Consider the following 19,385-nt stretch of genomic DNA (forward strand, 5'->3'; position numbering starts at 1 on the left):
CGGCGCGGCCGAGGTCAAAACAGGGAGAACGACCGATGAACCTTCGCTTTGCTACAAGGAGTAACACCATGAAACTCAAGAAACTGACACTGGCTTCCGTCCTGGCCGCCACCCTGCCGTTCGGCGCCCAGGCCGACAACATCCGCATCGGGGTGGCCATGGCCCAGTTCGACAACAACTTCCTGACCCTGATCCGCCAGGCCATGCAGGCGAAGGTGGCCGAGCTGGAGGGGGTCGAGGTCCAGTTCGAGGATGCCAAGACCGACGTGGGCCAGCAACTGCAGCAGGTGGAGAGCTTCGTCAACCAGAAGCTGGATGCCATCATCGTCAACCCGGTGGACACCCAGGCGGTGGCGCCCGTCATCAAGCGGGTGCAGGAGGCCGGCATCCCCATGGTGTTCGTCAACCTCAAGCCCGAGGTCGCGCTGCCCGATGGCATCAGCTACGTGGGCTCCGACTCCAAGGTGGCCGGGGTGCTGCAGATGGAATACGTCGCCGAGCAGCTGGGCGGCAAGGGCAACGTGGCCATCCTGATGGGCGAACTGGCCCATGAGTCGGCCCGCGACCGCACCAACGGGGTGGAGGAAGTGGCGGCCAAATACCCGGACATCAGGATCATCGCCAAGGAAACCGGCCGGTGGACCCGCAAGGAAGGCATGGACGTCACCAGCAACTGGCTGCTGTCCGGCTACGAGATCGACGCCATCGTCGCCAACAACGACGAAATGGCCATCGGCGCCATCATGTCCCTGGGTCCGTCCCGGGTGAAGAAGGTGATCGTCGGCGGCGTGGACGCCACCCCCGACGGCCTGGCCTTTTTGGACCGGGGCATGCTGGGCGTGACCGTGTTCCAGGACGCCAAGGGCCAGGGCACGGCCGCCATCGACACCGCGATCAGGATGGCCAGGGGCGAAGCGGTGGAGAAGGAGATCATGATCCCCTTCGAACTGGTCACCACCGACAATTACAAGGACTACGTAGGACGCAACTGAGTAAAACGGGCCCCGTGCGGGGCCCGATGTCATTTCCACGCCCAATCCCCGGCGGTCTCGCCATTATTACGGCAAGGTGTATTTTTTGTTTTAAAAGTGCAAAATCGGTGTTATTAACCCTTCTGCATTTATAAGTGTAAAAATTCAGATAAGGATATTTGTGATGACACTGACCAAGACACTGCCGGCGGTTTTGCTGGGCTCGGTGCTGGCGTCGCCGGCGCCGGGCCTGCAGGCCCAGCAACCGACAACCCAAGAGGATGCCATGACCCTTTACGCCAGCCTGGGCGAGCAACTGCTGCATTATTCCCTGGATACCCGGACCGGAACCCTGGCCGCGAGGGGGCAGCCGGTCCTGCTGCCGGCCAACCTGCAATTTGCCGTGGCCGACCGGGAGGGCCGCTTCCTCTATACCGTCTCCAGCAACGCCGGCTCCGGCACCCTGGGGGCCAGCGGCGATACCCACCTGCTCGGGGCCTTTCGCATCGACGCGCACAGCGGCAGCCTGACTCCCTGGGGGGAGTCGGCAGTGCTGCCGGAGCGGCCCATCCACCTTACCCTGGATCACGGCGGCGAGTACGCGCTGACCGCCTTCAACCAGTCCGGTACCCTGAGTGTGCACAAAATCGACGAGGAGGGCGGCATAGGCCCGCAGGTGGCCCAGGCCACGGCGCCGGATGCCGGTATTTTCACCCATCAGGTGATGGTCACGCCGGACAACGGCACCGTCGTCGCCCTGGCCCGGGGCAATGACGCCATCGGCGAGCGGGCGGAGGAGCCGGGCAGCATCAACAGCTTCCGCTTCGAGCAGGGGCAACTGACCCCCTTGTCCCGGGTGGAGATGGCGCCCGGGCTGGGGCCGCGCCATCTCGCCTTCCATCCTACCCAGCCCTGGGTTTATGTGGCGATAGAGAGGGGCAGCAAGTTGTTCATGTATCCGCTCACCGCGGGCGGCACCCTGGCACCGGAGCCTTTGTACCGCAAGGAAGCGCTGCGCGACATGGCCAACGAGCACCGCCATCGCCAGAAGGGCGGTGTGCTGCAGTTCCACCCCAACGGCCGCTATCTCTACGTGGCCAACCGCGCCGATGGGGAGAAGGTGGTGGGCGACAAGAAGGTGCTGGCCGGCGGCGAGAACACCATGGCGGTGTTCCGGATCGATCCGCACAGCGGCGAGCCCGAGCTTGTCCAGCATCTGGACACCCAAGGGATAGAGGCGCGCACCTTCAAGGTCGATCCCAGCGGCCAATGGTTGGTGGTGGCCAACCAGAAGAGCCTGTGGGTGGAGCAGGGCGACGAGCTGGTGTGGGTGCCCGCCAATTTCGCCGTATTCCGCATTGCACCGGACGGCACCCTGAGCTTTGTACGGAAATACGATATCGACGATGCCGGGCGCTGGCTGCTGTGGATGGATATTATCCCCGGGCCCGCCTTGTAGGATCGAATTTATTCGACCGAACACGACACGATCCCACCCGTAGGGTCGAATTATTCGATCAAACCACCGCACCTGTGGTGGGGTGGTCCACTGAAGTGGACCCTACGGTTGGGGCTTTCGACGGATGGCGGGGCACGACCCTACCGTCGGGCTACCCGGCCTTATTTGCCCTTTTCGCTGATTTCCGCCAGGTATTCCTCGCGCAGCTGCAGGATAGGCGATTTTTCGGCGAAGGAGCCGCTCAGGTGGCGGCGCATCAGGTGGGCCGCTTCCAGGTTGTCGCCCCGCTCCACCAGCTCGATCATCTGCACATGCTCCTTGCACTGGCGGTACATCCGCTGGCGGTTGACCATGGCCCGGTATTCCAGCAGCCGGCGCATCTTGTTGAGCTGCACCAGTATCATGTGGTAGATGGGATTGCCGGACAGCTTGATGAACTCCTCGTGGAAGTGCACCCCCGTCTTGATCAGCACGTCCGCGGGCAGGGTTTCGATGCCGCCGTCGAGCAGTTCCTGCTGGTCTTTTTTCAGCTTTTTCAGTTTCTCGGGATCGTGCCGGTAGCCGGGCTCCAGCAGGGCGGCGGGCTCGATCAGCGAACGCACCTTGTAGATCTGCTCCAGGGTTTCCGGAGTCTTGGCCACGTTCAGGAAACGCCAGCCATAGCCCGGTTTCTGCTCCGCCCAGCCGACCCGCGACGCCAGGTTCAGGATGTCGATCACCTGCACCTTGGTCAGGTGGTAGCGCTGGCGCAGGAACTGCTCGGTCACCTCTTCGGGAATGGCGTCGTTGAGCCAGTCTTCCGCCATCCGGTAGTACTCTTCCGGCTCTTCCAGGGAGACGACCCTGTCCTTGTCCGCCAGGGGTTCAACGGGCGGATCGATGACAAAAAAGCCCCGGTTGGGCAACTGCTCCAGATAGCCTTGCTCGGCCAGCACCATCAGCGCCTCGCGGGCGGGGGAGCGCGATACCTGGAAGTCGTCGGCCACTTTCTGACCGCTGAGGTGGCTGCCCACACCCAGCTCGCCCAGCTGTATCCTCTGTTTGATGGTGGCGACGATGCGTTGTACTAGGGTGCTTGAGCTCATAATCCGGTTACTTGGCGTTGAAGGAAAAGGTGGGACGGCGTCGTCCTGCGGGGGGCGCTAGCTGCGTCCGTTGGCGCCCGGCCATTATTGCCAAAAAGGGGAGCGAACACCAGCCGGCCCGGCAACAAAGCAGGGCCAAGTGACTGATGGACATGCACTTGCGAGTCCGGCGCGGCGTCGAACCGCCATCGTCATCCCGCGCCGCGCCCCGTGCCCGGGGTATCGGGAACCCGGATGCTGAACTGCCCGACCATGCCGTTCATGTCGGCCGCCAGGGCGGCGAGGCCCTGCGCCGCCTCCCGGGTCTGGGCCGCCCCCTGCGCCGAGCGGCTGGACAGCTGGCGGAGATTGTCCAGGTTGTGCTCCACCGCGCTGGCCGTCTGCACCTGGGCCACCACGGCCTCGGTGATCAGGCGGTTGTTGGTGTTGATGTCGTCGCTGGCGGTGAGGATCCGTGCCAGCAGTTGCTGGGTATGGGCGGCCAGCTCCAGGCTGTGGTGGGTCTTTTCGCTGCTGTTGCGCATCAGCTCCACCGCCGCGCCGGTACTTCCCTGGATCCGGCTGATCATCCCTTCTATCTCCCCGGTCGAATGGGCGGTGCGTTGCGCCAGGGCCCGCACCTCGTCCGCCACCACGGCGAACCCCCGGCCGCGGTCGCCGGCGCGGGCCGCCTCGATGGCGGCGTTGAGGGCGAGCAGGTTGGTCTGCTCGGCGATGTGGTTGATCACGTCCAGCACCTTGCCGATGTCCTGGGCCTGGGCGGCCAGTTGCTCCACATGGCGGTGGCTGGCCTGCAGATCCCCGTTCAGGGCGCTGATGGCGGCCAGGGTGCCGTCCATGCTGCGCCGCCCCTGGTCGGCCAGCGCGCGGGAGTCCTCCGACAGCGCCAGGGTCTGCTGAGCGTGATGGGCCACCCGCTCGACGGTGGCGGTCAGCTCGGTGACCGCGGACGCCGCCGAACCGATCTCCCGGTGCTGTTGCTGCAGGTCGTCGCTGCTTTCATCCGTCGCGGATTGCAACTGGTCTGCGGAAACGGCGAGCCTGGTAGAGGTGCCGGCCAGCTGTTGCAGGGCATGGAGCAGGCTCTGCTGCATCTTGCCCAGTGCCCGCAACAGGAAGGCTGCCTCATCGCGTCCGCTCTGGTCGATGGGCCGGGTCAGATCCCCGGCGGCGACCACGCCGGCGATGTCGGCCGCCTCGCGCAGCGGCTGGACGATGCTGCGGATCAGCAGCCAGGCCACTACCAGGGTGCCGGCGCAACTCAGCAGCACCACCGCCAGGACGCCGTTGAAGGCATCCCGAAACGCCAGGTGCGAACGCTCACCGGCCCCGTCGGCACCGGTCTGGGCGGCCGTCGCCAGGGTCTGGAAAACGCCCGCCATCTGGTCATAGGCGTCCCGGACCAGCAGCAGGTAAAGGGCGGCGCCTTCCTTGTCGCCGCCGCGGGACAGGGCCAGCAGCTCCCGGCTGATCTGCTCGTAGGTGTTCAGGCTGGTGGTAAAGGCGGCCAACTGCGCGACCTCCCGCTCGTCCTGCAGCAGGGCGGCGTAGTCCGTCATCAGGCGCCGCAGCCGGCTCAACTGGCGGGCCGTGTCGCCTTCGTATAACGCCATTTCCTCCTCCCGCGGGGAGAGGATATGCAGCATGGCGCCCATGCGGTAGCGGTTGAGGGCGCTGTCGGCATTGGCGAGCAGGCTCACCCGTTGCAGCCAGTTGTCCTTGATATCCAGCCCATGCCGCTGCAGCCGGTCCATCTGCACCAGGGCGAAGGTGCCCAGCAGCATGCCGAGCAGAGCGATGATGGCAAAGCCGAGCAGGGCCCGATGGGCAATCCTGAGTTGTCGTAGCAAATGCACAAGCCGCTCCATTAGTTTGATGGGTGGATACTTCCCTGTCATAGGTATCATCGGCCAGCCATATAGGCCGCGAGCCAGCCCAGTCCGGCTTCCGTGCCGTTGTGCGGGTGGTATTCGCAGCCGATCCAGCCTGGGTAGCCGCGCCGCTCCAGCAGGGCGAACAGGGCGGGAAAGTCCAGGCGGCCGGTGCCGGGCTCGTGCCGGCCCGGGTCGTCGGCCACCTGCACATGGCCCAGGCGCGGCCACCAGGCGTCCAGCAGGGCGAGGGGATCGCCGCCCAGCCGGCTGGCGTGGTAGCTGTCGAAGATCAGCCCCAGGCCGGGGGAGTCGACGGCGTCGAACAGCCACTCGGCCCGCTCGAACCGGCTCATGAAGTAGCCGGGGGCGCTGGCCTCGCCGATCACCTCGATCAGGCTCTGGATGCCCTGATCGGCGAGAAACGCCACCGCGTAGCGGATGTTGTCCAGGTAGGTTGTGGCGTCGGCCGGCTCATCCGGCCCCGCGCAGCCGGACATCAGGTGCAGGCGGCGGCAGCCCAGGCGGCGGGCGTAGTGCAGGGCCTGGTGCAGGCCTTCGCGAAATTCCTCCTTGCGCCCGGCCAGGGCCGCCAGCCCCTTGCCGTCGCCCATGGGGGTGGCGAACTGCACCAGTTGCAGCTGGTGGCGGGCGAGCAGTTCGGCCAGCTCGCCGGCATCCTGTTCATAGGGGGAGGGGAACTCCACGGCGCGGTAGCCGGCCGCCGCCGCCGCGCCGAAGCGCGCCGCAAAAGGCACTTCCGTGAACTGAAAACCGAGGTGGGCACTGAAGTTGAGCATGGCGGCTATCCCCTCCGGGCGGCGAGGGCCTGGCGCATCCCCAGCACGGCGCTGTCGGTGGTGGCGAGCACGGGCACGGCACTGACGGCACGCACGGCCGGCAGCGCCGAGACCATGGAAAACTGGGCGAAACAGATGATGTCGACGCCTTCGATGCGAGCCGCCATCTCGGCCAGCAGGGCATCGTGGCGCGGGGCATCCCCCGCCCGCAGCGCCTGCATGGCCTCGGGGCAGACGAAGGCGCTGAGTTCCAGCGCTTTGCCGACGGCGGCCGCGTGGGCATGGAACTCCTCGCTCATCGAGCCGATGGAGGGCTCGAAGCTGGCCAGGATGGCGATGCGCCGGGCCTGGGCCACGGCCTCCTCGATCATGGCCTGGTTGGGCTTGAGCACCGGGATGGACAGGGCCTGCTGGCATTGTTCGATGGCCTCGCCGAAGGCCGAGCAGGTGAACAGGATGCCGTCCGCGCCGGCACCGTCGGCGTAGCGGGCCAATTCCAGGAAACGCCCCCTGAGCGCGGCGGTGAGCCGTCCCTCGGCGGCCAGATCCCGCGACAGGGCGTCTTCCAGCAGGTTGGCCAGCTCCGCCTCGGGCCAAAGGCGGGCGAAGGCCTGGTTGATGGGCTCCACGGCGACCGGGGTGGCGTGGATCAGAAAAATACGGGGTGCTGTCATCGTCATCGCTCCTGGGGTTACTGGCCGGCGGGGGTATCGAGCACGATAACCCCGTCTTCGTCGGCGTAGATCCGGTCGCCGTCGGTGATGGACTGGCTGCCGATGTCCACCGCCAGGCCGACCTGGCCTTCGTCCCGCTTGACCGACTTGCGCGGCGAGGTGCCCAGCGCCTTGATGGCGATGTCCAGCCCGGCGAGGGCCGCCTTGTCGCGGATGCAGCCGTTGATGATCACGCCCGCCCAGCCGTTGTTCATCAGATCTTCCGCGATCACGTCGCCCAGCAGGGCGCAGCGGTGGCTGCCGCCGCCGTCGACCACCAGCACCCGGCCTTCGCCTGGCTGCCTGCTCAGCGCCTTGATGCGCGAATTGTCCTCGAAGCATTTCACCGTCACGGCGGGGCCGGCGCAGCGGGCGCGGGCGCCGAAGTCGATAAGGGGCAGCGCCACTACGCGCGCCTGGTCGCCGTGCTCGTCACAGAGATCCGTGGTGTTGAATGTCATTTTCCCTCCTGGGCCATTGCGGTTGGTCGAATCGTTAAAAGAGTTGCCTATATTGGATTTTCATGCAATAAAATGCAATATGTTCGTGGCGTGGAACGGAGTCCATCTCCCGTTTGTGTGATGAACATTTCATTTTTACGTGCAACCAGGCAGATGTCCCACGGTCGCCGGGTCATTCGCGGAGCTTGACGCCGCGGCAATCGACCCCGTCATGGACAGCCTGAGATCAACCCATGTTAGGAGAGTGTGATGCGAATTCTGGTTCTTCCCTGTGATGGTATCGGCCCCGAGATTGTCCAGTCGTCCATGTCTGTGCTGCAGGCGGTGAACGGCAAGTTCAACCTGGGCCTGCAGTTCGATTACGACGACGTGGGCTTCAAGAGCCTCGAACAATACGGCACCACCCTGCGCGACGAGGTGCTGGAAAAAGCCAAGGCCTACGACGGCATCATCCTCGGTACCCAGTCCCACGCGGATTACCCCTCGCCGGAAAAGGGCGGGCGCAATGTGTCGGCGGGCTTCCGTATCGGGCTGGATCTCTACGCCAACGTGCGCCCGGCCCGCACCCGTCCCTTCCTGGCCTCCAACATGAAGGAAGGGAAGAGCATGGACCTGGTGATCATGCGCGAGGCCACCGAGGGCTTTTACCCGGATCGCAACATGACCCGCGGCTGGGGCGAGGTGATGCCGAGCCCCGACATGGCGCTGTCCACCCGCAAGATCACCCGCCACTGCAGCGAGCGCATCGCCCGCCGGGCGTTCGAGCTGGCCATGAAGCGCAACAAGAAGGTCACCGCCATCCACAAGTCGAACAGCTTCCACATGACCGACGGACTCTTCCTGGAGTGCGTGCGCGACGTGGCCAGAGATTTCCCCGAGGTGGCGCTCGACGATCTGCTGGTCGACGCCTCCACCGCCCACCTGGTGCGCAGCCCCGAGCGCTTCGACGTGCTGGTGGCCACCAACTTCTACGGCGACATCATCAGCGACCTGGCCAGCGAGCTGTCCGGCAGCCTGGGCCTGGCCGGCTCCATGATGGCCAGCGACACCCACTGCTGCGCCCAGGCCCAGCACGGCTCCGCCCCCGACATCGCCGGCCAGGACAAGGCCAACCCGGTGTCGATGATACTGTCGGTGGCCATGCTGCTGGACTGGATGGGCGAGCACCACGGCAAGCCAGCCCTGTCGGAAGCGGCCCGGGTCATGGAGCAGGCGGTGGACCGGGTGCTGGAAGATCCCGCCCGCCGCACCGCCGATCTCGGCGGCCGGCTCGGTTGCCGCGCCTTCGGCGAGGCGGTGGCCGAGGTCATCAACGGCTGACGGACCCGGCTCATGGATTGAACCCCGTGACGGGCCGGCTTCAGGCCGGCCCGTCCATAAAAAGGAGAAGACGGTGAACAAACCCTTGCTCGGCTGCATTGCCGACGATTTTACCGGCGGGACGGATCTGGCCAGCACCCTGGTCGCCAGCGGCATGCGCACGCTGCAGGTGATCGGGGTGCCGCGCGAGCCGGTACCCGCCGATATCGACGCCATTGTCATTGCCCTCAAAACCCGCACCCAGCCCGCCGGCGAGGCGGTCGCGGACTCGCTGGCCGCCCTGGACTGGCTCAAGGCCGCCGGCTGCCGGCAGTTTTTCTTCAAGTACTGCTCCACCTTCGATTCCACCCCCCAGGGCAACATCGGGCCGGTGGCGGATGCCCTGCTGGCCGCGCTGGAGTGCCGCTTCGCCCTGGCCTGCCCGGCCTTTCCCGCCAACCAGCGGACCCTGTACCAGGGCTACCTCTTCGTCGGCGACCTGTTGCTGAGCGAATCCGGCATGCGCCACCACCCCCTGACCCCCATGACCGACGCCAACCTGGTGCGGGTGCTGCAGCAGCAGACCGCGAGACCGGTGGGGCTGGTGCCCTGGCGCACCGTCTCCCGCGGGGCGACGGCCATCCGGGCCGCCTTCGACCAGCTCGAACAGGCGGGGCATGGCTACGCCATCGTCGACGCCCTGGACGACCAGCATTTGCGGGCCATCGGCGAGGCCGCCGCCGGGCACCGGCTGATCACCGGGGGCTCGGGGGTGGCGCTGGGCCTGGCGGAGAACTTCCGCCGCGCGGGCCTGCTGGGCGATAACCGGCAGGCCGGTGAGCTGCCCGGGCTGGAAGGGCCGTCGGCGGTGCTGTCCGGCAGTTGTTCGCTGGCGACCAATGCCCAGGTGGAGCACTGGCAGCGCCACAGGCCCAGCTTTCAGCTGGATCCGCGGTACCTGGCCGAGGGGCGGGATCTGGTGGCGGAGGCGCTGGCCTGGGCCGCGCCCCTCGTCGCCCGCGAGCCGGTGCTGATCTACGGCAGTGCCCGGCCGGAGCAGGTCAGGGCCGCCCAGGAGCAACTGGGCGCGGCCCGGGCCGGGGAGCTGGTCGAGCAGGCGCTGTCCCGCATCGCGGTGGGGCTACGGGAGCTGGGCGTGAGCAAGCTGGTGGTGGCCGGCGGCGAAACCTCGGGCGCCGTGGTCAAGGCGCTGGAGGTGCGCGCCCTGCGCATCGGCGCCCTCATCGATCCCGGGGTGCCCTGGACCCGGACCCTGGGCGACCGGCCCCTGCTGCTGGCGCTGAAATCGGGCAATTTCGGCTCCGTCGACTTTTTCGAGAAAGCCCTGGGGAGAGTGGAATGAACGAACACAAGCAACGGGAAGAGATAGTGCTGCTCGGCAAGTCCATGTACGACCGCGGCCTGACCCACGGCGGCACGGGCAACATCAGCGTCCGGCTGAACGATGGCTGGCTGCTGACGCCGACGGGCTCGTCCCTGGGCCGGCTGGATCCGGCCCGGCTGTCGAAGCTGGACTGGCAGGGGCGCCATATCGGCGGCGACCTGCCGTCCAAGGAGGCCATGCTGCACCTGGCCATGTACCAGGAGCGGCCGGTCAGCGGCGCCGTGGTGCACCTGCACTCGACCCATTCGGTGGCGGTGTCGGTGCTGGATCAGCTGGATCCGGAGGACGTGCTGCCGGCCATCACCGCCTACTACGCCATGCGGGTCGGCAAGCTGCCCCTGGTGCCCTATTACGCGCCCGGGGACCCCGCCCTGGCCGAGGCGGTGCGGCGTTTTTCCGGCCGGCACCATGCCATGCTGCTGGCCCACCACGGCCCCGTCGTGGCCGGCTCGGATCTGCATGCCGCGGTGGATGCGACCGAGGAACTGGAAGCCACGGCCCAGCTGTTCCTGCTGTTGTTCCAGCACAAGTTCAAAACCCTGACGCCGGAGCAGGTGGCCGATCTGCAACGCCGTTTCGCCAAGCGCTAGGAGGCCGCCATGATGCGCTACGACCTGCTCAGCCTGGAGATCTTCATGGCCGTGGCCGAGCAACGCAACCTGACCCGGGCCGCCGAGCGTTGCCACCTGGCCACCTCGGCGGTGAGCAAGCGCATCAGCGAGCTGGAGGCCAGGGTGGGGGCGCCGCTGTTCGTCCGCGCCCCCCGGGGCATGGAGCTGACCCCGGCCGGCCAGTCGCTGCACCATCATGTGCGGCAGCTGCGCGCGACCCTGCAGCAGATGGACAGGGAGCTGAGCGAATACGGTGCCGGCGTCACGGGCCACCTGCGCCTGCACGCCATCACCTCGGCCCTGGCCCAGCAGCTGACCCTCGACATTGCCGGCTTTATGCAGGCCCATCCGATGATCCGCTTCGACATCGAGGAGGGGGTCGGCACCGGCGTGGTGACGGCGGTGGCCGACGGCCGCGCCGATCTCGGCATCATCGCCGAGCAGACGCCGACCCTGGGGCTGGCCAGCCGGCCCTACCGCAGCGACGAACTGGTGCTGGTGATGGCGGCCCGCCATCCCCTGGCGGAGCGTACCCGGGTGAGCCTGGCCGAGGCCCTGCCGTACGAATTTATCGGCTCCCATCCGGACAGCTCCCTGCAGCAGCTGCTGTCGGTCCAGGCCGCCCTGCTGGGCCAGGCGCTGCGCCAGCGGGTGCGGGTCGGCAGTTTCGAGTGCATGTGCCGCATGGCGGCGACCAACCTGGGCATCTGCCTCTTGCCTCGGGATGTGGCGGCATCGCACCGGCAGGCCCTCGACCTGCGCCTGGTGGGCCTGGAAGACGGCTGGGCGCGCCGGCAGCTGCTGCTGGTCGCCCGGGACTTCGGCCAGTTGCCGGCGGTGGCGCACAGCTTTGTCGAGCACCTCTGCGGCTAGCGTTCGCCGTTGGCGAACGCGGGCTTGGCCAATGCTCAATTTTCACGGCCCCGGGGCCTTTCTAGAATCAAGCCCAACCCGGTCCTCCGGCGAGGATCCCTGGCAAATTTGGTAATGGTGATACCCATGATGTTGACAAACCCCAGTCCCGACCACCTCAGCGAGCTGCAGATCGACGGCCGGCGCTACGCCTACGTGGATCTGCACAAGCTGCTCGAGCCGGCGGCGCTGTGCCGCCTGCCTTATTCCCTGCGTATCCTGCTCGAGAACGTGGCGCGCTGCTCTCCCGAGATGCTGGACGAGGTGCTCGCCTGCGCCCGGGGCCAAGGGGCCGCCTGCGAGGTGCCCTTCTACCCCAACCGCCTGATGTTCCACGACACCACCTGCCTGCCGGCGCTGGCCGACTTTGCCGGCATGCGCGACCGGGTGGCGGAGCTGGGCGGCGATCCCGGCGCGATGAACCCCATGATACCGGCGGTGCTGACCATCGATCACTCGGTCATCGTCGAGCACTATGCCGAGGAAGCGGCGGTGGAGCGCAACCTGGACATCGACTACCGCCGCAACGGCGAGCGTTACCGCTTCATCAAGTGGGCCCAGCAGAGCCTGGACAACTTCAGGGTGGTGCCGCCGGGCACGGGCATCATCCACCAGGTGAACATGGAATCCCTCGGCACCGTGGTGTGGGAGAGCCGCACCGAAGACGGCACGCCGCTGCTGCACCCCGACGACATGGTGGCCACCGACAGCCATACCCCGATGATCAACGCCATCGGCATCCTCGGCTGGGGCGTGGGCGGGCTGGAAGGGCAGGCCGCCATGCTGGGCGAGCCGGTGCCGATCCGCTTTCCCGAGGTGATCGGCATCCGCCTGCGCAACCGGCTGCGCCCCGGGGTCACCGCCACCGATCTGGCGCTCAAGGTCACCGAGCTGCTGCGTCGCAAGGGGGTGGTGGGCAAGTTCGTCGAATTCTGCGGCCCGGGCCTGGCGGAGCTGGGCTGGGCGGCGCGTGGCACCCTGTCCAACATGGCGCCGGAATACGGCGCCACCGTGGTGTTCTTCCCCTTCGACGACGTCACCATGGAGTACATGGAGCTGACCGGTCGAAGCCCCGGGCTGCGCGCGCAGATCCGCGCCTACCTCGAGGCCCAGGGGCTGTGGCGGCGGGATGCGCTGCCGGAGCCCGAGTTCGCCGAGCTGATCGAGCTTGATCTGGCGGACATCGCCCCGGCGGTGGCCGGCCCGCACCAGCCCCACCAGTGGCAGCCGGTGGCCGAGGCCGGTGCCTCCTTCCGCCGCGAGGTGCTGGGCCTGGGCGAGGGGGTGATCGCCGGCACCCTGGACCCGGACGCCCGCTTTGTCGAGCCGGCCTTCGGCGAGGCGCTGGGGCATGGCGCCGTGTCCATCGCCGCCATCACCAGCTGCACCAATACCGCCAACCCGGCGCAGATGATCCAGGCCGGGCTGCTGGCCCGCAACGCCCGCCGCCGCGGCCTGCGGCCCAAGCCCTGGGTCAAGACCTCGCTGTCGCCGGGTTCCCGGGTGGTGGTGGACTACCTGGAGCAGGCCGGGCTGCTGGCGGACTTTGCCGCCCTCGGCTTCTCCCTGGCCGGCTTCGGCTGCATGACCTGCATCGGCAACTCCGGCGCCCTGGAGCCGCGGCTGGACCAGCTGGTGGAGCAGGGGCTCAGGACGGCGGTGGTGCTGTCGGGCAACCGCAACTTCGAAGGCCGGGTCAACCCCAGGGTCCAGGCGGGCTACCTGGCCTCGCCGGCGTTGGTGGTGGCCTACGCCCTCATCGGTACCGTCAACACCGACCTGACCTGCGCTCCCCTGGGGGTGGACGAGGAGGGGCGGGAGGTCTACCTGCACGAGCTGATGCCGGGCGAGGAGGAAATCCAGCAACTGGTGGCTGCCAGCCTGCACCCGGAGCAGTTCGCCCGGCGCAACGCCAGCCTGTGGGACGGCACCCATCACTGGCGGGAGCTGTCGGCCGAGGGCAGCGTGCGCTTTCCCTGGGATCCGGGGTCCACCTACCTGCGCCGCCCCATCTATACCCAGGCCATTGCGCCCGCGCCCGGGGCCAGCCTGGCCATCGACAACGCCCGCGCCCTGCTGGTGCTGGGCGACAACGTCACCACCGACCATATCTCGCCGGCCAGCGCCATTCCGGCCGACAGCCAGGCCGGCCGCTGGCTGCTGGCGCGGGGCGAGTCGCCGCGGGATCTCAACCAGTATTCCACCCGCCGCAGCAACCACGAGGTGATGATGCGCGGCGCCTTCGTCAACCGGGCGGTGCAAAACCGGCTGTTGCCGGAGCAGCCCGGCGAGGGCGGCTGGGCCAGGGCGGCGGACGGCCGGCTGCTGCCGGTGTACGAGGCGGCGCTGAGCTACGCGGCCGAGGCGGTGCCCCTGGTGGTGTTCGCCGGCTTCAACTACGGCGCCGGCTCCAGCCGCGACTGGGCCGCCAAGGCGCAGGCCACCCTGGGGGTGCGGGCGGTAGTGGCACAAAGTTTCGAGCGTATCCACCGCAGCAACCTGATCGGCATGGGGGTGTTCCCCATCGAGTTCGAGCCCGGCATCGATGCCGCGCGGCTGGCGCTGAAGGGTGACGAGCGGTTGTCGTTTGGCGGCCTGGACGCGCTGGCGGTGGGCAGCAATGCGGTGGAGCTGAAGATTGACCGGGCCGACGGCCGTTTCGAACGAGTCGGGCTGCGGCTGCGGATCGACTCCCGCCAGGAACTGCGCTACCTGAGCCAGGGGGGCATCCTGCCCTACGTGGTGCGTAAGGTCACCGCCGACACCCATAACTGATTCATATGGACAACAAGAAGAGGACACAGGCATGAACACAACGGAATTATGCGATCGGCTGGGCGAGAGGATCGGCTTCCTCACTCCCCGGCTGCGGGATCTGGGCGGCCGGCCGCGTTTCGCCGGCGAGGTGGTCACGGTGAAATGCTTCGAGGACAGCTCCCGCATCAAGGAACTGATTGAAACACCGGGGCAGGGCAAGGTGATGGTGGTGGACGCCGGCGGCAGCGAGCGCTGCGCGGTGTTCGGCGACATGAGCGCCGCCACCGCCATCCGCAACGGCTGGGAGGGGTTCGTCATCTATGGCTATATCCGCGATGCCGAGCCCATCGCCCAGATGGATCTGGGCATGCGTGCCCTGGGCGTGGTGCCCATGGGCTCGACCCGGCGCGGCCTGGGGCTGACGGAACTGGCCATCGACATCCAGGGCGTGCGCTGCCAGCCCGGCGATTACCTGGTGGCGGACGAGGATGGGGTGGTGGTGGTACCCGCGGCCCTGGCCGTCGAGGCGCTGGCCGGAGCCTGACCCCCTGGGTCTGGCTGGGCGGCTCCGCTAGCGACGATCCTGGGAAACTGGATAAAGGTGCGCTTAAGTTCACTTTCTTGCTGGCCGGGCGATCTGGTGGCGGGATAAGCGCCTTATCGGCGGCATTATGATCTAAGCTATGTATTGTATTTTTGGTTTAAAAAGTGCAATTGTAATGTTGAAGATGCGTTAAATCAGGAGTAGATTGCATTTTAAGGCGTAAATGTACAGTTTGTTGAGGGGCCTCGGCCTGGTACTGCGCTTAACCCTTATCTCCGAGAGATAAATCGTGTGTAACAAGGAAGGACGAACCTATGCATGTTAAAAGTCTGAAAATGGTAGCCGCGGCAGCCTGCCTGCTTTCCACCAGCCAGGTGATGGCGCTTGAAGCCCCCAAGCGGGTCGAGTGCATCGCCCCGGCCGGCCCCGGCGGCGGCCTGGATTTTATCTGCCGCAGCATCGGCAAGGCGCTCAATGATCTGGGCGTCGTCAGCGGCAATATCCAGGTGACCAACATGCCCGGCGGCGGCCACGGCGTCGGCTATGCCCATACGGTGTCCAAGCGCAAGGGCGATGCCGGCGTGTTCGTGGCCACCAGTACCGGAACCACTACCCGCCTGGCCCAGAATGCCTACCCGGGCCTGGATTCCTCCATGGTCAACTGGGTCGCGGCCATGGGCGCCGAGCCGGGGGTGATAGCGGTGCGCAAGGATTCTCCCTACCAGTCGCTGAGCGAGGTGCTCGATGTCATCGGCCAGAACCCGGGCAGCGTGACTTTTGCCGGTGCCAGCCCGCTCGGCGGCGACGACAACCTGCGGGTGCTGCTGACCGCCAAGCGGGCCGGCGTCGATGAACTCAAGGATCTGCGCTACCTGTCGTTCAACAACGGCGGGGATGCCCTGGTGCAGGTGGTGGGCGGCCATGTGGACGTGTTCTCCGGCGATCTGTCCGAAGCCATGGGCTTTTTCGACTCCGGCGACCTGCGCATCCTGGCTGTGCTGGCGGACGAGCGACTGGACGGCAAGCTGGCCGCCATACCCACCGCCAGGGAGCAGGGCGTTGACGTGACCTGGCTGAACTTCCGCGGCGTCTATGTGGCGCCGGGCATCAGCGACGAGCAGTACAACTGGTGGCAGCAGACCTTCAGCAACCTGTATGAAACGCCCGAGTGGAAGAAGATCATGCAACAGAACGGCCTGATCCCCTTCCACAAGACGGGGGCGGAGTTTACCGATTACGTCAACGCACAGATCGGTGAAGTGCGCCAACTTTCACAAGAACTGGGGATCATCAAGTAATGATTAACGATCGCGTCCTGGGACTCTTGGGCTTGATCCTGGCCGTGATTTACGGCCTTCATGCCCAGGAGTTTCAACCGGCGTTCGGCGGCGGCGGGGCCATTGGCCCCTCCGCCTTTCCAACGCTGTTGGCCGTATTGCTGGCCATCTCCTGTATCTACCTGATGGTAAAACCCGATCCCGACGAAGCCTGGCCGCCCCTGAAAACCCTGGTCGAGCTGGCGCTGATCCTGGCGGTGCTGCTGGGTTTTGTCGTCATCCTTGAACCGCTGGGCTTTATCCTGTCCGCGGGGCTGGCGGTCACCCTGCTGGCCTGGCGTATGAACGCCAGCCTCAAGCCGGCCGCCCTGGTCGGGTTTTGCAGCAGTGTGTTCATGTTTGCGCTGTTTACCTACGGGCTGGATCTTGCCCTCCCGGTGGGCACCTTGTGGGGAATGAACTGATGGATATCTTGCAGTTGCTGATGCAGGGCTTTGCGGTGGCCCTGACACCGGAAAACATGATGTATGCCCTGATCGGCGCCTTTCTGGGTACCCTGATCGGCTGCCTGCCGGGCCTGGGGCCCGCCAACGGCATCGCCATCCTGATGCCGCTGTGCTTCTCGCTGGGGCTGGGCGCCGACAGCGCACTGATCATGCTCACTTCCGTCTATGCCGGCACCATGTACGGCGGCCGGATTTCCTCCATCCTGCTCAACATTCCCGGCGACGAGCCGGCCATGATGACTTGCCTGGACGGCTATCCCATGGCCCGCAAGGGCAGGGCGGCCGAGGCGCTGGCGCTGTCGGCCATCGCTTCCTTCATCGGCAGTTTCCTGGCGGTGATCGGCCTTATCATCATGGCGCCGCTGCTGGCGAAGTTCGCCCTGCACTTCGGCCCGGCGGAGTATTTCGCGCTCTTTATCCTGGCCTTCGCTACCCTGGGCGGCATTACCGGCAAGAACCCGATGAAAACGGTGCTGGCCACCGCCCTCGGGCTGATGCTGTCGACCATCGGCGTCGACATGACCACAGGGGTGGAGCGCTTTACCTACGGCAACCTCCACCTGTACGAGGGAATCGACTTTATCGTCATCATCGTCGGCCTGTTTGCGGTGTCGGAGCTGTTCATCTTTATCGAGTCCCATGCCAAGCAGGACCGGGACATGATCAAGGTGGAGAAACTCAAGCTCACCGCCAGGGACATCCTCGGCGTACTGCCGACCTCGTTGCGGGGCAGCCTGCTCGGCTTTATTTCCGGAGTGTTGCCGGGGGCCGGCGCGTCCCTGGGCAGCTTTATCAGCTACACCCTGGAGAAGAAGGTACTGGGCAAGAAGGGGCACTTCGGTGAAGGGGATCCCCGCGGCATAGCCGCGCCCGAGGCCGGCAACAACGCCGCCGCCAACGGCGCCCTGGTGCCCATGCTGACCCTGGGCGTGCCCGGCAGCGGCACCACCGCCGTGCTGCTGGCGATGCTGGTCACCCTCAATATCCAGCCGGGTCCGTTGATGTTCCAGCAGAACGCCGACGTGGTCTGGGGTGTGATCGCCGCCCTGCTGTTCGGCAACATACTGCTGCTGTTCATGAACATCCCGATGATCGGCGTGTTCGTGAAGATACTGTCGGTGCCGTCCAAGTACCTGATGCCGATGGTGACCATGGTGGCGGTGGTGGGGATCTACTCCATCAGCAATTCGACCACCGAGCTGTACATGATGATCGGCTTCGGTGTGCTGGGTTATGTGCTGCGCAAGCTCGACATTCCGCTGGTGCCGATCGTGCTGGGCACCCTGCTCGGCCCCACCATGGAGGTCAACCTGCGCAATGCCATGAGCCTGTCCGGCGGCGATGTCGGCATACTGTGGAACAGCGCCATTTCCGTCTCCATCTGGAGCATCGCCATCATCGGCCTGCTGGCGCCGGTGGTGGTCGGCCCCCTGCTGCGCCGCAAGATGAAGGCCGCGCACGAAGTGGTGGAATAACAAGAAGATCTCGTTTGTTGCTGATGTTCAGCAAGGCCCCGCCGGTGATGGCGGGGCTTTTTTTGTGTGTGGTGCGGGAGGCCGGATCTTTGCCATCGGTAACCGAGGGCGCCGGCGAGGCTTGCACCGGCGCCATGGTTGAGTTAACTCTGTAGTAACCTAGCTTTTGTTGAGTAAATGCAAAACCATGAGATCAAAAATGCCCTTGTCCCAGGTGACCGACTTCGATCTGCGCCTGCTGCGCCTGTTCAAGGTGGTGGCGGAGTGCGGGAGCTTTTCCGCCGCCGAAAGCGCCCTGGGGGTGACCCGTTCGGCGGTGAGCCTGCAGATGAGCGATCTGGAAAAGCGCCTGGGCATGCGCCTGTGCCAGCGCGGCCGGGCGGGCTTTGCCCTGACCGACGAGGGCAGGGAAGTGCTGCGGGCGGGGGAAGTGCTGCTGAGCGCGGTGGAAAACTTTCGCACCGAGATCAACCAGATCAACCGGCAACTGCGGGGCGAGCTCAATATCGGCATCGTCAACAACCTGGTGACTCAACCCCATATGGAGATCACCCGCGCCCTGAAGGCGCTGCGCGGGCGCAGCGACGAAATCCGGGTCAACATCAGCATGAGCACCCCCGGCGAGATAGAGCGGGGGCTGTTCGACGGCCGCCTGCACGTGGGCGCCATTCCCCTGACCACGCCGCTTTCGGGCCTGGACTACCGCCTGCTCTACGAGGAGCGCTCCAGCCTCTATTGCAGCCGCGAGCACCCGTTGTTTCACGCCGACACCGAGCCGGACGACGACACCCTGGGCTCGGTCGACGCCGTGGTGCCCGGCTATCCCATGACGGCGCAGGCCATGGGCCTGCACCGGCAACTGAACTGCACCGCCACCGCCTCCGATCGGGAGGGCATCGCCTTTTTGATCCTCACCGGCAGCTACATCGGCTATCTGCCGGATCACTATGCCGCCAACTGGGTCGCCAAGGGGCAGATGAAGCCCCTGTGCCCGGAGCGGCTGTTTTTCGATGCGCCCCTGGCCATGGTTACCCGCAAGGGACGCCGCCCCAATCTGCTGCTGGAGAGTTTTCTCGACTCCCTGCAAGCCCCCCGCTGAATGGCGGCCTCTCGCCCTGGTGCTCGGGATGAAAAGTTAAGCATTGGCTTACCTATGGTTAAATACATTTGAATTTAACTTAACCAAACCGGGCGCCAGAATGGTCCTGTTATCGCTTTCCATCAACGGCAGCAGGGATT

General features: G+C 66.1%; 17 protein-coding genes. 12 read left to right on the plus strand and 5 right to left on the minus strand.

Going from position 1 to position 19,385, the window contains the following annotated elements:
• The first annotated feature begins 68 nt into the window (after window positions 1-68).
• Together AN401_RS07855 and AN401_RS07860 are read left to right on the plus strand one after the other, a co-directional pair.
• Window positions 69-992, plus strand: coding sequence for a sugar ABC transporter substrate-binding protein (locus AN401_RS07855; protein WP_096779016.1), 924 nt, complete (start codon window positions 69-71; stop codon window positions 990-992).
• A gap of 163 nt (window positions 993-1,155) precedes the next feature.
• Window positions 1,156-2,430 (plus strand): lactonase family protein, encoded by a 1,275-nt coding sequence (locus AN401_RS07860; protein WP_096779017.1) that lies wholly within the window; start codon window positions 1,156-1,158, stop codon window positions 2,428-2,430.
• Between the two features lie 161 nt (window positions 2,431-2,591).
• Here AN401_RS07860 and AN401_RS07865 read toward each other — a convergent pair whose 3' ends face one another.
• The 5 genes from AN401_RS07865 to rraA (AN401_RS07885) form a co-directional block, all read right to left on the minus strand.
• Window positions 2,592-3,515, minus strand: coding sequence for a GntR family transcriptional regulator (locus AN401_RS07865; protein WP_096779018.1), 924 nt, complete (start codon window positions 3,513-3,515; stop codon window positions 2,592-2,594).
• Window positions 3,516-3,706: 191 nt separating this feature from the next.
• Complete coding sequence (locus AN401_RS07870) at window positions 3,707-5,371, minus strand: methyl-accepting chemotaxis protein (protein WP_198401843.1); 1,665 nt, start codon at window positions 5,369-5,371, stop codon at window positions 3,707-3,709.
• Between the two features lie 47 nt (window positions 5,372-5,418).
• Window positions 5,419-6,186, minus strand: a complete 768-nt coding sequence (locus tag AN401_RS07875) for a hydroxypyruvate isomerase family protein (RefSeq protein WP_096779020.1) — start codon at window positions 6,184-6,186, stop codon at window positions 5,419-5,421.
• Window positions 6,187-6,191: 5 nt separating this feature from the next.
• Window positions 6,192-6,860: an aspartate/glutamate racemase family protein gene (locus AN401_RS07880; RefSeq protein ID WP_096779021.1), complete on the minus strand. Its 669-nt coding sequence runs from the start codon at window positions 6,858-6,860 to the stop codon at window positions 6,192-6,194.
• Window positions 6,861-6,877: 17 nt separating this feature from the next.
• A complete protein-coding gene (gene rraA, locus AN401_RS07885) occupies window positions 6,878-7,360 on the minus strand; it encodes a ribonuclease E activity regulator RraA (protein WP_096779022.1) in 483 nt (160 codons plus the stop codon).
• Between the two features lie 249 nt (window positions 7,361-7,609).
• On the opposite strand from rraA (AN401_RS07885), the gene AN401_RS07890 reads away from it, so the two are divergent.
• The 10 genes from AN401_RS07890 to AN401_RS07935 all read left to right on the plus strand — a co-directional run bounded on the left by AN401_RS07890 (window position 7,610) and on the right by AN401_RS07935 (window position 19,245).
• Window positions 7,610-8,680, plus strand: coding sequence for an isocitrate/isopropylmalate dehydrogenase family protein (locus tag AN401_RS07890; protein ID WP_096779023.1), 1,071 nt, complete (start codon window positions 7,610-7,612; stop codon window positions 8,678-8,680).
• A 73-nt stretch (window positions 8,681-8,753) separates the two neighbouring features.
• Window positions 8,754-10,022, plus strand: a complete 1,269-nt coding sequence (gene otnK / locus AN401_RS07895) for a 3-oxo-tetronate kinase (RefSeq protein WP_096779024.1) — start codon at window positions 8,754-8,756, stop codon at window positions 10,020-10,022.
• Window positions 10,019-10,654: a 3-oxo-tetronate 4-phosphate decarboxylase gene (otnC, locus tag AN401_RS07900; protein ID WP_096779025.1), complete on the plus strand. Its 636-nt coding sequence runs from the start codon at window positions 10,019-10,021 to the stop codon at window positions 10,652-10,654. The genes otnK and otnC overlap by 4 nt, the downstream gene beginning before the upstream one ends.
• Before the next feature lie 9 nt (window positions 10,655-10,663).
• Entirely contained in the window at window positions 10,664-11,548 is an 885-nt protein-coding gene (locus tag AN401_RS07905) for a LysR family transcriptional regulator (protein WP_198401844.1), read from the plus strand.
• Between the two features lie 126 nt (window positions 11,549-11,674).
• The gene (gene acnA / locus AN401_RS07910) at window positions 11,675-14,362 is read left to right on the plus strand and encodes an aconitate hydratase AcnA (RefSeq protein WP_198401845.1); all 2,688 of its coding nucleotides are present in this window, start codon (window positions 11,675-11,677) and stop codon (window positions 14,360-14,362) included.
• Window positions 14,363-14,393: 31 nt separating this feature from the next.
• A complete protein-coding gene (gene rraA, locus AN401_RS07915; RefSeq protein ID WP_096779026.1) occupies window positions 14,394-14,888 on the plus strand; it encodes a ribonuclease E activity regulator RraA in 495 nt (164 codons plus the stop codon).
• Between the two features lie 314 nt (window positions 14,889-15,202).
• Window positions 15,203-16,186 (plus strand): Bug family tripartite tricarboxylate transporter substrate binding protein, encoded by a 984-nt coding sequence (locus tag AN401_RS07920; protein WP_096779027.1) that lies wholly within the window; start codon window positions 15,203-15,205, stop codon window positions 16,184-16,186.
• A complete protein-coding gene (locus AN401_RS07925) occupies window positions 16,186-16,629 on the plus strand; it encodes a tripartite tricarboxylate transporter TctB family protein (protein ID WP_096779028.1) in 444 nt (147 codons plus the stop codon). The genes AN401_RS07920 and AN401_RS07925 overlap by 1 nt, the downstream gene beginning before the upstream one ends.
• The gene (locus tag AN401_RS07930) at window positions 16,629-18,146 is read left to right on the plus strand and encodes a tripartite tricarboxylate transporter permease (RefSeq protein ID WP_096779029.1); all 1,518 of its coding nucleotides are present in this window, start codon (window positions 16,629-16,631) and stop codon (window positions 18,144-18,146) included. Before AN401_RS07925 ends, AN401_RS07930 begins: the two co-directional genes overlap by 1 nt.
• A 199-nt stretch (window positions 18,147-18,345) precedes the next feature.
• The gene (locus AN401_RS07935; RefSeq protein WP_269769032.1) at window positions 18,346-19,245 is read left to right on the plus strand and encodes a LysR family transcriptional regulator; all 900 of its coding nucleotides are present in this window, start codon (window positions 18,346-18,348) and stop codon (window positions 19,243-19,245) included.
• Window positions 19,246-19,385 lie beyond the last annotated feature (140 nt).

Origin of the sequence: Zobellella denitrificans, from assembly GCF_002407485.1 — a bacterium.
Classification (GTDB): domain Bacteria; phylum Pseudomonadota; class Gammaproteobacteria; order Enterobacterales; family Aeromonadaceae; genus Oceanimonas; species Oceanimonas denitrificans.

Excerpts from the sequence above, each read along its gene's own strand:
- rraA (WP_096779026.1), top strand. The coding sequence starts at position 14,394 with ATGAACACAACGGAATTATGCGATCGGCTGGGCGAGAGGATCGGCTTC.
- AN401_RS07905 (WP_198401844.1), top strand. The coding sequence starts at position 10,664 with ATGATGCGCTACGACCTGCTCAGCCTGGAGATCTTCATGGCCGTGGCC.
- AN401_RS07930 (WP_096779029.1), top strand. The coding sequence starts at position 16,629 with ATGGATATCTTGCAGTTGCTGATGCAGGGCTTTGCGGTGGCCCTGACA.
- AN401_RS07855 (WP_096779016.1), top strand. The coding sequence starts at position 69 with ATGAAACTCAAGAAACTGACACTGGCTTCCGTCCTGGCCGCCACCCTG.
- acnA (WP_198401845.1), top strand. The coding sequence starts at position 11,675 with ATGATGTTGACAAACCCCAGTCCCGACCACCTCAGCGAGCTGCAGATC.
- AN401_RS07865 (WP_096779018.1), bottom strand. The coding sequence starts at position 3,515 with ATGAGCTCAAGCACCCTAGTACAACGCATCGTCGCCACCATCAAACAG.
- AN401_RS07920 (WP_096779027.1), top strand. The coding sequence starts at position 15,203 with ATGCATGTTAAAAGTCTGAAAATGGTAGCCGCGGCAGCCTGCCTGCTT.
- otnC (WP_096779025.1), top strand. The coding sequence starts at position 10,019 with ATGAACGAACACAAGCAACGGGAAGAGATAGTGCTGCTCGGCAAGTCC.
- AN401_RS07935 (WP_269769032.1), top strand. The coding sequence starts at position 18,346 with ATGCCCTTGTCCCAGGTGACCGACTTCGATCTGCGCCTGCTGCGCCTG.
- AN401_RS07880 (WP_096779021.1), bottom strand. The coding sequence starts at position 6,860 with ATGACAGCACCCCGTATTTTTCTGATCCACGCCACCCCGGTCGCCGTG.
- AN401_RS07860 (WP_096779017.1), top strand. The coding sequence starts at position 1,156 with ATGACACTGACCAAGACACTGCCGGCGGTTTTGCTGGGCTCGGTGCTG.
- AN401_RS07925 (WP_096779028.1), top strand. The coding sequence starts at position 16,186 with ATGATTAACGATCGCGTCCTGGGACTCTTGGGCTTGATCCTGGCCGTG.
- AN401_RS07875 (WP_096779020.1), bottom strand. The coding sequence starts at position 6,186 with ATGCTCAACTTCAGTGCCCACCTCGGTTTTCAGTTCACGGAAGTGCCT.
- rraA (WP_096779022.1), bottom strand. The coding sequence starts at position 7,360 with ATGACATTCAACACCACGGATCTCTGTGACGAGCACGGCGACCAGGCG.
- AN401_RS07890 (WP_096779023.1), top strand. The coding sequence starts at position 7,610 with ATGCGAATTCTGGTTCTTCCCTGTGATGGTATCGGCCCCGAGATTGTC.